Here is a 14,268-nt window from a genome sequence, read left to right as displayed (position 1 = left end):
GGTGAGCCGCTCGGCCATGGTGTGTTTGCGTAAACATTCGGTACGACCAGCGAGGTATGCCCATGACGACGTTGTCACCGCCCTCCGTGGCGGGACGCCCGGCCGCTCCGCCGCCCAAGGCCGCACGGAGCCGGCGCTCCTGGGTCGGTTGGGGATTCCTCGCGCCCTTCATGATCGTTTTTGTCGTGGTCTTCCTGGCGCCGATCGCCTACTCGATCTATCTGAGCCTTTTCCGCGAGCAGATGGTCGGCGGCACCTCGTTCGTCGGACTGGAGAACTACCAGCGGGCGTTCGAGGATCCGAAGTTCTGGGAGGCGCTGGGCCGGGTCACCCTGTTCCTGCTGATCCAGGTGCCGATCATGCTGGGGATCGCCCTGCTGGTCGCGTTGGCCATCGACAGCGGGCGGCTCTACGGGAAGAGCTTCTTCCGGATCGCGATCTTCATGCCCTATGCGGTGCCCGCCGTGGTCGCCACCCTGATGTGGGGGTTCATCTACGGCAACCGCTTCGGTCTGGTCGGCAACATCAACGACGCGTTCGGCATCTCGCTGCCCAACCCGCTCTCGCCTGATCTGGTGCTCGCCTCCATCGGCAACATCGTGACCTGGGAGTTCGTCGGGTACAACATGTTGATCTTCTATGCCGCGCTGCGGGTGGTCCCGCACTCGCTCTACGAGGCGGCGGAGATCGACGGCGCCGGCCAGTGGCGGGTGATCACCGCGATCAAGCTGCCCGCGATCCGTGGCGCCCTGGCGATCGCCACCATCTTCTCGATCATCGGCAGCTTCCAGCTGTTCAACGAGCCGAGCATCCTGCAGAACCTCGCGCCCAACGCGATCACCACCTACTTCACGCCCAACCTGTTCACCTACTCGCTGTCCTTCTCCGGCCAGCAGCACAACTACGCCGCCACCGTGGCGATCCTGATGGGCCTGCTCACCATGGTCATCGCCTACGTCGTGCAGCTTCGCGGCATGCGAAAGGAAGCGTGACCGATGGCAGCCACCACGACCACCACGGGGCGGGGCGCGAACGGTCGTCCGGCTCCTCGGCTGCGCACCAGGAGGCCGCGGCGTCCGCACTCCGTGAACCGGCCGCGCCGCAGCCCGCTGCTCACGGTGCTCACCGCACTGGTGCTGATCTACTCGCTGGTGCCGCTGGTCTGGCTGGCGATCAACGCCACCAAGACCCAGGCCGGGCTCTTCGACTCCTTCGGCCTGTGGTTCGACGGGGACTTCGCGCTGTGGAGCAACATCTCCGACACGCTCACCTACGACGACGGCGTCTTTGTGCGCTGGCTGTTCAACACGCTGCTCTATGTGGTGGTGGGCGCTGGCGGGGCGACGTTCCTCGCGGTGCTGGGCGGCTATGCGTTGGCGAAGTTCCAGTTTCCCGGGAAGCGGGCCGTGTTCGCCGTGGTGATCGGTGCCGTGGCGGTACCCGGGACGGCGCTGGCGGTGCCGACCTTCCTGATGTTCAGCGAGATGGGCCTCACCAACACCCCCTGGGCTGTGATCATCCCCTCGCTGATCTCGCCGTTCGGCCTCTATCTGATGTGGGTCTTCGCGGCCGACGCGATCCCCGTCGAGCTGCTGGAGGCCGCGCGGATCGACGGGGCCAGCGAACTGCGGACCTTCTTCCGGGTTAGCCTGCCGATGCTCGCCCCCGGGATCGTCACCGTGCTGCTGTTCACCATGGTCGCGACCTGGAACAACTACTTCCTGCCGCTGATCATGATCAAGGATCCGGACTGGTATCCGCTGACCCTCGGCCTCAACGCGTGGAACGCGCAGGCGTCCACCGCCGGTGGGGAGGCCATCTTCCACCTGGTGATCACCGGTTCGCTGCTGACCATCCTGCCGCTGGTCGTCGCCTTCCTGCTGCTCCAGCGCTACTGGCAGTCCGGGCTCGCCGCCGGAAGCGTCAAGGAGTGATCCCCCTGCTTTTCCTCCCTTGTTTGCGTCTCTTCTTTTTCCTTCCAACAGTTCTGACAGCGAAGTGAGTTGACTGTGATGACCAAAACAACGCGCCGCGCGCTGCGCGGGGTCGGGCTGGCCACCGTCGTGGCCCTGGGGCTGACCGCCTGTGGCTCCGACGACGGCGGCTCCGGCGGGGGCAGCGCCTCCGCCGACGAGCTGACCCAGGCCCTGGAAGAGGGCGGCGAGATCACCGTGTGGGCATGGGAGCCCACGCTGGGGCAGGTCGTCGAGGACTTCGAGGACGAATACCCCAATGTGAAGGTCAACCTGGTCAACGCGGGCACCGCCAACGACCAGTACACCGCGCTGCAGAACGCCATGCAGGCCGGCTCCGGAGTGCCGGATGTCGCACAGATCGAGTACTACGCCATGGGCCAGTTCTCGTTGAACGAGTCGATCAGCGATCTGTCCGGCTTCGGCGCCAAGGACCTCGGCGACACCTTCTCGCCGGGCCCCTGGAGCGCCGTGCAGGCGAACGACGGCGTCTACGGCCTGCCGATGGACTCCGGCCCGATGGCGCTCTACTACAACAAGGACCTCTTCGACGAGCACGGCATCGAGGTGCCCACCACCTGGGACGAGTACCTGCAGGCCGCCCGCGATCTGCACGAGGCCGATCCCAGCGCCTATATGACCAACGACACCGGCGACGGCGGCTTCGCCACCAGCCTGATCTGGCAGGCCGGCGGGCGCCCCTACCAGGTGGACGGCACCGAGGTGGGGATCGACTTCTCCGACGAGGGCACCGCGGCCTACACCGAGCTGTGGCAGCAGATGCTGGACGAGGACCTGCTGGCCCCGATCACCTCCTGGAGCGACGAGTGGTTCCAGGGGATGGGCGACGGCACCATCGCCAGCCTGGCCACCGGCGCCTGGATGCCGGCCAACCTGGAGTCGAGCCTGCCCGGCGGCGCCGGCTCCTGGCGCGTCGCCCCGCTTCCGCAGTGGGAGGAGGGCAACCCGGCCAGCGCGGAGAACGGCGGTAGCGCGCTGACCATCCCGGACGCCAGCAGCAAAAAGGAACTGGCCTACGGCTTCCTGCAGTACGCCAACGTGGGCGACGGCGTGGGGACCAGGCTGGACAACGGCGCCTTCCCCGCCACCACCGCCGAGCTGGGCTCCGAGGAGTTCCTTGCCACGGAGTTCCCCTACTTCGGCGGCCAGCGGGCCAACGAGGTGTTCGCCGATTCGGCGGCCAACGTCGCGGACGACTGGTCCTACCTGCCGTTCCAGGTGTACGCCAACTCCATCTTCAACGACACCGTCGGCCAGGCCTATGTGTCCAACACCCGGCTCGCCGACGGGCTCGCCGACTGGCAGGACAGCTCTCGCCGCTACGGCGAGGACCAGGGCTTCACCATCACCGACTGACCCCGGTCGCACCCGATGACGGCGCGGGGGCGGCACCGCCTCCGCGCCGTTCGACTTTTCCGAGGAGCACGATGACCCGCGACCCGTCGCCGCGCTGGCTGCGCTGGCCGACCGATGAGTCAACGCCCAGGTTCGCCTATGGGGCCGACTACAACCCGGAGCAGTGGCCGCGCGAGGTGTGGCAGGAGGACGTCCGGCTGATGCGCGAGGCGGGCGTGAACATCGTCTCACTCGCGATCTTCTCCTGGGCTCGGATCCAACCCGCGCCGGACATCTGGGACTTCGCCTGGCTGGACGAGGTGATGGACCTGCTGCACGCGGGCGGTATCGCCGTGGACCTGGCGACCGCGACGGCCTCCCCGCCGCCCTGGCTGAGCACGCTGCACCCCGAGATCCTGCCGGTCAACGAGCGGGGGCAGACCATCTCGCCCGGGGCCAGGCAGCACTGGCGACCGACCTCCCCGGTCTTCCGCGAGCACGCGCTGCGCCTCGCCGAGGCGATGGCCGAGCGCTACCAGGACCATCCGGCGTTGACGGCCTGGCATATCAGCAACGAGTTGGGCTGCCACAACATCTACGACTACTCCGAGGACGCGGCCACCGCCTTCCGGGACTGGCTGCGCGCCCGCTACGGCCAGGTCGACGCGCTCAACACGGCCTGGGGCACGGCGTTCTGGTCGCAGCGCTACGGCTCCTTCGACGAGGTGCTGCCGCCTCGGCTCGCCGCCTCGCACCCCAACCCGACCCAGCAGCTGGACTTCAAGCGCTTCTCCTCGGACGCGCTCAAGGACTATCTGCGGGCGGAGCGGGACCTGCTCCGCCGGATCACCCCGGATGTGCCGGTGACCACCAACTTCATGGTGATGGGCGAGACCAAGGGGATGCACTACGCCGACTGGGCCGGCGAGGTGGACTTCGTCTCCAACGACCACTATGTGCACCCAGGGCCGCAGGCGCGGGACGAGCTGTCGTTCTCGGCCAACCTCACGGGCAACATCGCGGGGGGCCGGCCCTGGTTCCTCATGGAGCACTCCACCAGCGCGGTCAACTGGCAGCCGGTGAACGTGGCCAAGCGGGACGGGGATCTGGCCCGCGACTCCCTGCTGCATGTGGCGCACGGCGCGGACGCCGTCTGCTACTTCCAGTGGCGGCAGTCGGCGGCCGGCGCCGAGAAGTACCACTCGGCGATGGTGCCGCACGCCGGGGCGGACTCCGAGGTGTTCCGCTCGGTGGTCGAACTGGGCGGCCGTCTCGGACGGTTGGCCGAGGTGGTGGGCGCGGAGCGGCGCCCGGCGCGGGCGGCCATCCTGTTCGACTGGGAGTCCTGGTGGGCCAGCGAGCAGGACTCGCACCCCTCCTCCCTGCTGAACTACCGGCAGGAGGCACTGGACTGGTACTCGGCCTTCCTCGCGCTTGGCGTGCGGGCCGACGTGATCCACCGGGGTGCCGCGCTGGACGCCTATGACCTGGTGGTGGCCCCGGTGCTGCATGTGGTGCCGGAGGAGCTGGCCAAGGAGCTGACCTGCTTCGTCGAGCGCGGTGGGCACCTGGTCACCACCTACTTCTCCGGTGTGGTGGACGAGAACGACCATGCCTGGCTGGGCGGCTACCCGGGGGCGTTGCGCGATCTGCTGGGCATCCGGATCGAGGAGTTCGGGCCGCTGCTCCCCGACGAGTCCGTTCGGCTGGACGACGGGGGCACGGGCACGCTGTGGACCGACCGGATCAGCGTGGTGGACCCCGAGGTGTCCGTGCTGGCCGGCTACCGGGACGGAGCGCAGGCCGGGCGACCGGCCATCACCCGCCGAGCGGTGGGGCACGGCTCCGCCGCCTATGTCTCCACCCGGCTCGGGGCCTCGGGGCTGCCCGCCGTGCTGGCTCGGCTCCTGGCCGGCGCCGGGGTGGAGAGCGAACTGCCAGAGGACCTGCGGGGGCGGGTGGAGTTGGTTGTTCGGGGCACCGGCGGGAGCGCCTACTGGTTCCTGATCAACCGCACGGACGAGGCCGTCGGGCTGGGCGAGTTGGCCGAGCTGGACGACGGGCGGCTGTCGCCCGTCGACGGCGAGCGGTTCGACACGCTCCCGCCGCGCGGTGTGACGGTGCTGCGCCGGACGGAGAACGCCGGCTGATCCGGACAGCACCTTTCGGACGGCGGCTCTCACCGGTGCGGTGAGGGCCGCCACCCCTGCGCGGAGGGCTGCCACCCACCATCGCGTGGCTGTGCGACGGCCCGTCATGGCGCCTCCTCCTCCGGCTTTCTGGCGCGCTGCCGCCGGTAGTGCCGGGCGGCGCGGACACGGTCGGCGCAGCTGGGCTTGCACCACTCCTGACGGCCATGGCCCTGCACGAAGTACCGCACGCAGCGCGGGGCCGTGCAGGCACGCAGCCGCTCCCGGAAGGGGCCGGTCAGAAACGCGATGGTGGCCCGGGCGAGCGCCGCGGCGAGGCGGGTGCCCTGATCGTCCGTCGCGGAGAGCGAGACCATGACCGGCGGCGCCCCGTCCGGCCAGTCGATCCAGGCGGTGAGCGGCTCCCTGGCGACCGCCTCGTTGAGCCGGGCCAGGGCCTCGTCGACGGGAAGCAGCCGATGGGCGTCCGCCGGGCTGGCCGGACCGGGGCGGACGGCGTGGGCGAAGAGGGCGCGCACCGCCTGGCGCAGCGCCACCACCTCGGCCAGCAGCGCGTCGTCGGCGCGGAACCGCCCGATATCGAGCCGGGAGTCGAACAACTCGGCGTGCTCCACCACCCATTGGTCGAGATCCTCGGGGGCGAGGAGGTCGTCGGCCACGCCGCCATGCCCGTCGTGCCGGATGGTGCTGGCCAGCTCCACCGCCAGATGCCGTCGTGTCCCCATCGCCCCTTCCTCTCCGCTCGTCGTTCGCGCCGCCAGGAACCCCTGTGGATCACGATGTGTCACTTTATCCGCCGGGGTGGTTGCGCTGGGTCACGAGTCTAGTCTAGATTGCTTCTCACGGTAAAGAGGAAATTTACCGTGAGAAGAACTTCGAGAGGGGGGAGGGCTCATGGCCCTTCTGCTGGCACAGCTCAGTGACTTCCATCTGGACGGCACCGCGCGATCCACCGAGCGCGCCCTTCGGGTGATGGACCATCTGCGGGCGCTGCCCACCGCTCCGGACGCCCTGTTGGTCACGGGCGATATCGCCGACCACGGCGCCCCGGAGGAGTATCGCGAGGCCGCCGGCCTGCTGACCGCCCCGTTCCCGGTGCTGTGCTGCCCGGGCAACCACGACGAACGCCGCGCCTACCGCGAGGTGTTGCTGGGGGAGGCGGCCGAGCCCGGCCCGATCAATCGGGCGCACCGCGTGGGAGACGCGGTCGTGTTGATGTGCGATGCCACCATCCCGGGCCGGAACGAGGGGTGGTTGGCCCCGGAGACGGTCTCCTGGATCGACGCCACGCTCACCGCCTTCGGCCCCGGTGTCCCCGCGCTGATCGCCTTCCACCAGCCGCCGGTGGCGTTGCACCATCCGCTGCCGGACGGCTCCTGCCTGGGCGACACGGAGGAGCTGGCGGAGTTGCTGGCCGCCCATCCACAGGTGGTGGCCCTGCTCACCGGCCATGCGCACACCGCGGCCGTCTCCCTCTTCGCCGGCGTCCCCGTGGTGGTCGCCCCCGCCGTCACATGGACGCTGCGCATGCCCTGGGAGTCGGACGATCCGGCAGACAGAGCCGCGCCTCCCGGCCTCGCCTTCCATGTGCTGGACGACGACCGCCGGTTGACCACGCACTTCCGGGTGGTGTCCTGACCCCTTCGGTGGCGGCTGTCGGCTTCGCCATGGCGGTGCTGCCGCTGGTCGTCACCCCGGGTGCCAGCTTGGCCCTGCTGACGCGCCATGTCGGCGCCGGCGGCCGGCGGCAGGCGATTCCCGTCATCGCCGGCACGGTCGGCGGGCTCTATGTCCATGGCGCGCTGGCGCTCGTCGGGCTTTCCGCCCTGATCGCCCGCTCCAGCCAGGCGTACACCACGCTCCGCCTGCTGGGCGCGGCCTATCTGGTGGCCCTCGCCGTCTGGACCTGGCGTTCGGCTGCCCCTCGCCCACACATCCGCCCGCACGCTCCCCCGGATCCTCGCCCACCGACCATGCGCCCCGCGCGCTCGCTCCCGAGGAGGTTGTCCCGTCCGCTCGGCTCGTCCGCCTGGGCCCAGGCCCTGCTGGGCAATGTGCTGAATCCCAAGGCCGCCGCCATCTATCTGACGCTGGTCCCCCAGTTCCTCGATCCCCACCGCTCCTTCGCCGGACAGCTGGTGCTGCTGGTCAGCGTGCACGCCACGCTGATAGCCGGCTGGCTGCTGCTGTGGACCGCGCTGATCACCGGCGCCAGACGGCTGATGGACAGCCCCAGGACACGCACGGCCATCGCCCGGGTCAGCGCCCTGGTGCTGCTCACCCTCGGCATACGTTCGGCCGCGTCCAGGTGATCCTCCGGTCGCGGCCGCCCCCGGGACAACCGCATAGTGGAAGGGCTCGGAAGGAGCGCGCATGGAGCACGCCATCTGGGCCGAGGGGCTGGTCAAGCGCTTCGGCGGCACCACCGCGCTGGACGGGGTCGACATCCGGGTCCGGCCCGGCACCGTGCTCGGTCTGCTCGGCCCCAACGGCGCGGGGAAGACGACGGTGGTCCGGGTGCTGGCCACCCTGCTCCGGCCCGACTCCGGGCGGGCCAGTGTGCACGGCCACGACGTCTGCCGCGACGCCCATCGGGTCCGTCGGCTGATCGGCCTCACCGGGCAGTACGCCTCGGTGGACGAGCAACTCACCGGCATCGAGAACCTGGTGCTGATCGGCCGTCTGCTGGGCCTGCGGCGCGGGGTCGCCCGGCAGCGGGGCGAGGAGCTGCTGGAGCGCTTCGGGCTGGCCGAGGCCGGCCATCAGGCCGTGGGCACCTACTCGGGAGGCATGCGGCGCCGGCTGGACCTGGCGGCCAGTCTGGTGGGGCGGCCACCGGTGCTCTTCCTGGACGAGCCGACCACGGGCCTCGACCCCCGTGCCCGCACCGAGATGTGGCAGCTGACCCGGGAGCTTGTCGCGGAAGGCACCACGGTGCTGCTGACCACGCAGTATCTGGACGAGGCGGACGAACTCGCCGACACCATCGTGGTGATCGACCGTGGTCGGCTGATCGCCCAGGGCACGCCACAGGAGTTGAAGGCGAAGGCCGGCGGGAGCACCCTCGCGGTCCGTCCCGAGGACGCCGACCAGCTGCCGCTGGTCCGACGCACCGTCGCCGAGCTGGCCGGTGCCGATCCGGAGGTGCAGGGCGCCCTCGTCACCGTGCCGATCAGCGATCCCGATGTGCTGCCCGCCGTGGTGCGCCGGCTGGACGACGCCCGGGTGCGGGTCACGGAGTTGGCGCTGCGCGGCGCCAGCCTCAACGAGGTCTTCCTCGGTCTCACCGGTCGTCCGGCCCGGGGCGACGAGGGCGACAAGGGTGACCAGAAGGCGGGGGAGGCGGGGAAGGCGGGGAAGGCGAGCGAGGGGGAGGGACCCGGCCGCGGGCAGGGGATGCCGTCGGCCACCGGCGCCCCCGAGCGGAGGCGCGGCCCGAGCGAGGAGGCTCCACGTTGACCAGCGAAGCGGCCCCCCGGGGCCCGTCCGGTGCGGGCGCCGAGCCCGGCGCCCGGGTGGGCCTGGCCGAAGGGGTGCGACAGAGCCTCACCCTGGCCTGGCGCACCCTCGTCCAGGTGCGGCACAACCCGTTCGAGCTGAGCGATTTCAGCATCCAACCGATCATGTTCGTGCTGCTGTTCACCTATGTGTTCGGCGGCGCGATCGCCGGCTCGGTGCACGACTACCTCACCTTCATGCTCCCCGGGATGATCGTGATGAACATGCTGTTCGTCACGCTCTATGTGGGGCAGGGCCTCAACACCGATCTCACCAAGGGGGTGTTCGACCGACTCCGTTCGCTCCCCATCGCCCGCTGGGCCCCGTTGGCCGGCCGGATCGCGGCCGATCAGGTCAAACAGGCGTGGTCGATCCTGCTGGTCTTCGTCGTGGGGCTGATCCTCGGCTTCCGGCTGGGCTCTCCCGGCCCGATCGGCATGCTGGCCGCCGTGGTGCTGCTGCTGGTGTTCGCGTTGGCCTTCTCCTGGGTCGCCGTGCTGGTCGGCCTGTTGGCCAAGGACGCCGAGCGGGTGCAGATCTTCGGCTTCACCGCGCTCTTCCCCCTCACCTTCGTCAGCAATGTCTTCGTGCCCACCGACACCATGCCCGGCTGGCTCCAGGCGTTTGTGGACATCAACCCGGTCAGCATCCTGGCCGAGGCCTGCCGCGGGCTGATGCTGGGCGGTGCCGTCGCCGCCCCCGTGCTCAAGTCGCTGGCCTGGGCCGTCGCCATCGCGGCGGTCTTCGCCCCGCTCTCGGTGTGGGTCTTCAAACGAAAGCTCTGAGGGCGCGGAGGCGCATGGGGGCCGGTTGCCCACCGTTGCCGCCGCGTGTGACGATACTCGGCGGTCCAGCCTGAACCGGACTCTTCACACCGAATCGATCGAGGACGCATCGTGACCTATGTCGCCGCGGATTCCCGCTACCAGGACATGTCCTACCGTCGTTCCGGCCGCAGCGGACTGAGGCTGCCCGCCGTCTCCCTCGGGCTCTGGCACAACTTCGGCGACGAGCGGCCCCTCGACGTGCAGGCCGCTATCCTCCGCCGCGCCTTCGACCTGGGGGTCACCCACTTCGATCTGGCCAACAACTACGGCCCGCCCCCCGGCGCCGCCGAGGCCAACTTCGGCCGGCTCTTCGCCAGGAACCTGCGCCCCTACCGCGACGAGATCATCGTCTCCACCAAGGCCGGCTATCTCATGTGGGACGGCCCCTACGGCGAGTGGGGCTCCCGCAAGGGCCTGCTCTCCAGCCTGGACCAGAGCCTCGGCCGGCTGGGCCTGGACTATGTGGACATCTTCTACTCCCACCGCCCCGACCCGGACACTCCGCTTGAGGAGACCATGGGCGCGCTGGACTCCGCGGTGCGCCAGGGCAAGGCGCTCTATGTCGGCATCTCCAACTACTCGCCCGAGCAGACCCGCGAGGCGGCCCGTATCCTCCGCGAGCTGGGCACCCCGCTGCTGATCCACCAGCCGTCCTACTCGATGTTCAACCGCTGGGTCGAGGACGGTCTGCTGGACACCCTCGACGAGGTCGGCGCCGGCTCCATCGCCTTCTCGCCGCTCGCCCAGGGCCTGCTCACTAACCGCTATCTGGGCGGCGTCCCGGAGGGCTCGCGTGCCGCGGGTTCCAGCCCGTTCCTCACCAAGGACGGCCTGACCCAGGAGAAGTTGGACAAGGTCAGGGCACTGAACGCGATCGCCGAGCGCCGTGGTCAGACGCTCGCCCAGATGGCCATCGCCTGGGTGCTGCGCGGCGGTCGGGTCACCTCGGCCCTGGTCGGCGCCAGCAGCGTCAAGCAGCTGGAGGACAGCGTCGGCGCCATCCACCGGCTCGACTTCAGCGACGAGGAACTGGCCGAGATCGAGGGCCACCTGGGCTGAGCGCCCGGGCGAAGTCCCAGAAGCGGCGGGAGTCGGGCCCCACGGGGCGCGGCTCCCGCCGTTCCGTGTTCGCCGCCCCTGGCCACCGCAGGACGGCCGGGGCTGGCAGGAATCGTCATAACAAGGTCATTGCCGCCACGATCGGGTCCCGCCCAGAATCGTGGGGTGACCAATCGCCGCACGCGCAGCGTCGTCTTCGTGACCTTCCCGCAGTTCCAGGCCCTCGATCTGGCAGGCCCGCACGAGGTGTTCGCCCAGGCGGCCCGGGACATCCCCGGCACGTCCATCGAGGTGGTGGCCGCCGAGCCGGGGCCGGTCACCTCCAGCTCGGGCCTCGGCGTGGCGACGACCGCCACGCTCGGACAGCTCGACCCCGCCTCGGTCGACACCCTGATCGCCGTCGGCGGCGCGGGAGTCCACCGGGCCGCTGAGGACGAGCGGCTGGTGGACTGGGTCTCCCGGGCCGCGCGCCGGGCGCGCCGGGTCGCCTCCGTCTGCAGCGGCGCCTTTCTGCTGGCCCGGGCCGGGCTGTTGAACGGGCGGCGGGCCGTCACCCACTGGTCCGCCTGCGATCTGCTGGCCGGCGCCCACCCCGCCGTCACGGTCGATCCCGTACCGATCTTCGTACGGGACGGGAACGTCTGGACCTCCGCCGGGGTGACCGCCGGGATCGATCTGGCTCTCGCCATGGTGGAGGACGACCACGGCCCCGAGCTGTCCCGGCGGATCGCCCGACAGCTGGTCATGTTCGTCCAGCGCCCCGGTGACCAGGCGCAGTTCAGCACGCAGTTGGCGGCCCAGCGCCCGGCCAGGTCGCCGCTGCGTGAGGTGCTGGAGTGGATCGCCGACCATCTCGACCACGATCTGAGCGTCGCCGCGCTCGCCGCCCGCGCCGGGATGAGCGAGCGGAACTTCGCCCGGGTCTTCCGCGACTCCGTCGGACGGACGCCGGCCGCCTATGTCGAGACGACCCGCGTCGAGGCGGCCCTGCGGCTCCTGGAAACCACCGATATGACCGTCGATGCCGTGGCCCGCTCCTGTGGGTTCGGCACGGTGGAGACCTTCCACCGGAGCTTCAAGCGCACGCTCCATGTCACCCCAGGGGCCTACCGGCAGCGCTTCACGCGCGGGATCCAGCCGACCCCCGCCTGACGCCACCCTGCCAGGTCTCTTTCGCCCGCCTTTCGCGTCTTTCGTTCCTTGCCCTGTTCCGCCCGTCCCCGACTCAAGTCGGCCGATTCCCCTCGGTCTTCCCGAAAGGTCACCCACGTCATCATGCGCATCCTGATTCCCGTCTTCCCCGGCATCACCACCCTGGACGCCATCGGCCCCTATGAGGTCCTGCGGCAACTGCCGGGCGCCGAGGTCTTCTTCCCCGCCGCCGACCTCGGGCCAGTGCCGGACGGCGCCGACTCCCTGCGGCTGTCGGCCACCCACCGGTTCGACGACTTCTCCTCGGCCGATGTGCTGGTGGTCCCCGGCGGTCCCGGTGCCCGGCCGCTCCAGCGCGACCGCGCCTTCCTCGACTGGATCCTCCGGATCCACGCCACGACGAGCTGGACCACGTCCGTCTGCACCGGCTCGTTGCTTCTGGGCGCCGCCGGCCTGTTGCGCGGTCTCGACGCCACCACCCACTTCCGCGCGGTCGCCGATCTGGAGGCGCACGGCGCGCGCTACACCGAGGAGCGGGTGGTGGTCAGGGGCCGCGTCATCACCGCCGCCGGGGTCTCCTCCGGCATCGACATGGCGCTGGTGCTCGCCGAGCGACTGTCCGGGCCGGTGGCCGCGCAGGCGGCGCAGCTGATGATCGAGTACGATCCGCGGCCGCCGTTCGACTCCGGCTCCTACGCCAAGGCGCCGCAGGAGGTCAGGGACTATCTGCCGACCCCCGGCGGCCGGGGGCGCTGAACCGGCCGACGGCCCCCGCCGGTTGGTCCGGGCGGTGACTGGGCAGATGGTTTCTGTCATGAGCACGTCTTATGGCGCGTCTCGCATCGTCCCCCCACAGGAGGCTGAGATGTCCCCCACCAGAGCCGAACGGGCACTCCCCGGAAGGGTTCTCCGGGTGCTGGTCACCCTGCTGGCCAGCGTCGCGTTGATCCTCACCGGCGGCCAGGCCGTCGCCGACGAGCAGTCCGCCGCCGCGACCACCCTCACCTATGACGTCAGCGGCGCCGCCGAGTTCGTCGACGCCGTCCACGCGGGCGCCGACATCTGGAACGAGAGCGTCACCGGGGTGCGTCTCGAACCGGTGGCGCCCGGCCAGTCCGCCAACATCCGGATCATCGCCGACAACGGCTGGCCGCGCGCGCTGATGACCAGCCTGGGCAACGGCACCGTCTGGTTCGGCCGTCAGGCCGTGACCGAGGGCTATGACACCACCCGGATCGCCGCCCACGAACTCGGGCACATCCTCGGCCTGCCGGACATCAAGCCGGGCCCGTGCAGCAGCCTGATGTCCGGCTCGACGGCCGGCGTCGGTTGCGTCAACCCCTACCCCGACGCCGCCGAGCGGGCGGCCGTCGAGAGCTACTTCGGGGGCGCGTTCGTCGCTCCCCAGGGGGCTCCCCAGGGGCCGGTCCTCACCCGGGACTGAACGGATCGGCGGTGCCGTCCACGCGCGGGCGGCACCGTCGCCGTTTCGGTGCCTCTTCTACGGGTGCCGACGTGCCGCCCAGTCGGCACGGGTGAGCACATACGCGACCTCGCCGTGCTCGGAGCCGGGGATCGCCTCCGGCCAGTCGCCGGTGAACGCGTGGTCGAAGGAGAGCCCGGACTTCTCCATCACCCGGCGGGAACGCGCGTTGACGGCCATGGTGTTGGCCGTGACGCGTTCCACCCCCAACTCGGCGAAACCCTTGTCGATCAGGGCCAGTGAACCCTCCGTCGCATAGCCGCGCCCCCAGGACGCTGCCCGCAGCCGGTAGCCGAGCTCGACCTCGGCCGGGCTGTCATCGACCAGGGGGCGGAACTCGAACCAGCCGAGGAACTCGCCCGTCGCGCGCTCCTCGGCCACCCAGTAGCCCGGCGTTCCCCAGCACGGGTGGATATGGGTGACCCTGGGCAGGGAGCGTGCCCGGAGCGTCGTCCGGGGGATCGGCCGGCCGCCGTTGATGAAGCGGGTGACCTCCGGATCGCTGTTCAGCTCCACCAGCCGGTCCAGATCGTCCTCGGCGAACGGACGGAGCGTGAGTCGATCGGTCTCAAGGAAGGAACGCATGCGGAAGATCCTGGCCATTCGCCCGCCGCCCCGCCACCGGTTACTCCGCGCTGGAACCCTGCCCGCATACCGTCGTCGGCGTACTGGATGCGCAGGGGCCGGATCTGTTGGAACCGGATCTGTTGGGACCGGACCTGTCGGAACCAGATGTGTTGGAACCGGATCCGTTGGTGAGGAACGAGGGA

The 14,268-nt window shown here is 70.3% G+C and carries 14 protein-coding genes; 12 read left to right on the top strand and 2 right to left on the bottom strand.

The window, feature by feature from the left end:
• Positions 1–62: 62 nt before the first annotated feature.
• The 4 genes from AOM46_RS24000 to AOM46_RS23985 all read left to right on the top strand — a co-directional run bounded on the left by AOM46_RS24000 (position 63) and on the right by AOM46_RS23985 (position 5,479).
• Positions 63–992, top strand: a complete 930-nt coding sequence (locus tag AOM46_RS24000; RefSeq protein WP_062214861.1) for a carbohydrate ABC transporter permease — start codon at positions 63–65, stop codon at positions 990–992.
• Positions 993–995: 3 nt separating this feature from the next.
• Positions 996–1,934 (top strand): carbohydrate ABC transporter permease, encoded by a 939-nt coding sequence (locus AOM46_RS23995; RefSeq protein WP_062214859.1) that lies wholly within the window; start codon positions 996–998, stop codon positions 1,932–1,934.
• Positions 1,935–2,012: 78 nt separating this feature from the next.
• The gene (locus AOM46_RS23990; RefSeq protein ID WP_062214857.1) at positions 2,013–3,350 is read left to right on the top strand and encodes an ABC transporter substrate-binding protein; all 1,338 of its coding nucleotides are present in this window, start codon (positions 2,013–2,015) and stop codon (positions 3,348–3,350) included.
• Positions 3,351–3,421: 71 nt separating this feature from the next.
• A complete protein-coding gene (locus AOM46_RS23985) occupies positions 3,422–5,479 on the top strand; it encodes a beta-galactosidase (protein ID WP_062214855.1) in 2,058 nt (685 codons plus the stop codon).
• 104 nt (positions 5,480–5,583) lie between these two features.
• Here the strand turns inward: AOM46_RS23985 and AOM46_RS23980 are convergent, their stop codons facing one another.
• Complete coding sequence (locus tag AOM46_RS23980) at positions 5,584–6,204, bottom strand: ABATE domain-containing protein (protein WP_062214853.1); 621 nt, start codon at positions 6,202–6,204, stop codon at positions 5,584–5,586.
• Positions 6,205–6,373: 169 nt separating this feature from the next.
• Here AOM46_RS23980 and AOM46_RS23975 point away from each other — a divergent pair, with 169 nt between their 5' ends.
• The 8 genes from AOM46_RS23975 to AOM46_RS23940 all read left to right on the top strand — a co-directional run bounded on the left by AOM46_RS23975 (position 6,374) and on the right by AOM46_RS23940 (position 13,459).
• Complete coding sequence (locus tag AOM46_RS23975) at positions 6,374–7,117, top strand: metallophosphoesterase (protein ID WP_062214852.1); 744 nt, start codon at positions 6,374–6,376, stop codon at positions 7,115–7,117.
• A gap of 8 nt (positions 7,118–7,125) precedes the next feature.
• Positions 7,126–7,791 (top strand): LysE family translocator, encoded by a 666-nt coding sequence (locus AOM46_RS23970; protein ID WP_234313934.1) that lies wholly within the window; start codon positions 7,126–7,128, stop codon positions 7,789–7,791.
• 61 nt (positions 7,792–7,852) lie between these two features.
• On the top strand, positions 7,853–8,938 hold the full coding sequence (locus tag AOM46_RS23965) for an ATP-binding cassette domain-containing protein (RefSeq protein ID WP_078857137.1): 1,086 nt from the start codon (positions 7,853–7,855) through the stop codon (positions 8,936–8,938).
• A complete protein-coding gene (locus AOM46_RS23960) occupies positions 8,935–9,762 on the top strand; it encodes an ABC transporter permease (protein ID WP_199824050.1) in 828 nt (275 codons plus the stop codon). Before AOM46_RS23965 ends, AOM46_RS23960 begins: the two co-directional genes overlap by 4 nt.
• A gap of 111 nt (positions 9,763–9,873) precedes the next feature.
• Positions 9,874–10,863, top strand: coding sequence for an L-glyceraldehyde 3-phosphate reductase (gene mgrA, locus AOM46_RS23955; protein ID WP_062214849.1), 990 nt, complete (start codon positions 9,874–9,876; stop codon positions 10,861–10,863).
• Positions 10,864–11,028: 165 nt separating this feature from the next.
• Positions 11,029–12,015, top strand: coding sequence for a GlxA family transcriptional regulator (locus tag AOM46_RS23950; RefSeq protein WP_062214847.1), 987 nt, complete (start codon positions 11,029–11,031; stop codon positions 12,013–12,015).
• Positions 12,016–12,138: 123 nt separating this feature from the next.
• Entirely contained in the window at positions 12,139–12,771 is a 633-nt protein-coding gene (locus AOM46_RS23945) for a DJ-1/PfpI family protein (RefSeq protein WP_062214845.1), read from the top strand.
• A gap of 109 nt (positions 12,772–12,880) precedes the next feature.
• Positions 12,881–13,459, top strand: coding sequence for a snapalysin family zinc-dependent metalloprotease (locus tag AOM46_RS23940; RefSeq protein ID WP_062214843.1), 579 nt, complete (start codon positions 12,881–12,883; stop codon positions 13,457–13,459).
• Positions 13,460–13,516: 57 nt separating this feature from the next.
• Here the strand turns inward: AOM46_RS23940 and AOM46_RS23935 are convergent, their stop codons facing one another.
• Positions 13,517–14,083 (bottom strand): GNAT family N-acetyltransferase, encoded by a 567-nt coding sequence (locus tag AOM46_RS23935; protein WP_062215211.1) that lies wholly within the window; start codon positions 14,081–14,083, stop codon positions 13,517–13,519.
• Between the last annotated feature and the right edge of the window lie 185 nt (positions 14,084–14,268).

Source organism: Streptomyces sp. NBRC 109706, assembly GCF_000974485.1.
Taxonomy (GTDB): domain Bacteria; phylum Actinomycetota; class Actinomycetes; order Streptomycetales; family Streptomycetaceae; genus Streptomyces.
Note: the sequence above shows the minus strand (reverse complement) of the source record. Positions and strands in the feature narration are given on the sequence as shown.